The sequence below is a fragment of the Streptomyces sp. NPDC093795 genome (assembly GCF_044764665.1).
Classification (GTDB): Bacteria; Actinomycetota; Actinomycetes; order Streptomycetales; family Streptomycetaceae; genus Streptomyces.
The window spans coordinates 1-1053 of sequence record NZ_JBIWIO010000026.1 but is presented as its reverse complement, the minus strand read 5'-3'; the positions used below and the strand labels follow the sequence as shown (position 1 = coordinate 1053).

Genomic DNA, 1053 nt, shown 5'->3' with positions numbered 1-1053 from the left:
CTAACGAGCTCGTGCACGGTAAGCGATGAGACGTCGAGGGCTCCGGCAGGCCTGGTGCTCACCTCTGCCGTCGTGGGTTCAGGTCCGCGGTCTGCTGATGTGACAGCAGGCCGGCGACGGCTTGGACGGTGTCACTGATGTGCTCGCGGCGGCCGAGGTGGCGGGCCAGAGCCCGCCAGTTCTTCAGATGGGCGATGCCGTGCTCGACCCGGATACGGCGTGAGGAGTGTGCCTTGCGCTGGCGCTCGTACATCTCCTCGTACCAGTCCGGGGCGTTCTTCTTGAACTTGCGGTGCGGTGGTGTGACCACGCGTCCGCCGGTCTGAGCGCCGAGACCCTGGTAGCCCGCATCGGCCAGAATCTCGACTACGGGGCCGCCGGCCAGGAGCTTGACCAGCCCTAACTGACGGGCTTGGGTGATGTCCGCACAGCTGCCGGGCTCGGTCGGGCTGCACCACAGCACCCGGCCCTCGCCGTCCGTGATCACCATGGACTTGACGGCGTTCTGCTTGTTCTTCCCGGAGATGAAGGCGTCCCGGTCCTTGCGTCCGGCTGCCGGACGGCGGACCCGAATCTCGGTGCCGTCGATGATTCCCGTCTGTTCGCCGGTGCCGAGGTGGTCGACGACCTCGGCCAGGGTCCGCAGCCGGACGCCGGGGCCGATCGTGCACCCCCGCTCGGCGAGCAGAGGCCGCACCTCGCCGATGGCCCGGGTGATGGTGGAGCGGTCCACGCCGAACCAGCAGGCCAACACGTCATGGGTGACCCCGTGACGGAGATGGACGAGCGTGGCCAGGAGCCGGTCGACGAACACCAGCCGGTGCTTCGCGCCGGCTCCCACACGCCGCTGCCGCGGCCGGGAGGCCAGCTTCGCCTGTTGACGCTCATGCCATAACGGGCCCAGCTCTGCGACGAGTTCAGCGATCACACCGGCCGACAGACCCGTGATCCGACGGCTGCTAACGATCGCTGCACGAGTCACAGTCCCCACCACCCCACCATGATCGACCATCCGTGGACCGGCGTCTCACCGCTTACCGTGCACGAGCTCGT

Annotated in this window: 1 protein-coding gene; it reads right to left on the bottom strand. The window is 68.1% G+C overall.

All coding sequences use genetic code 11. From position 1 onward, the window contains the following. Positions 1-58: 58 nt before the first annotated feature. Positions 59-841, bottom strand: a complete 783-nt coding sequence (locus tag ACIRB7_RS33860; protein ID WP_362229079.1) for a transposase family protein — start codon at positions 839-841, stop codon at positions 59-61. Positions 842-1053 lie beyond the last annotated feature (212 nt).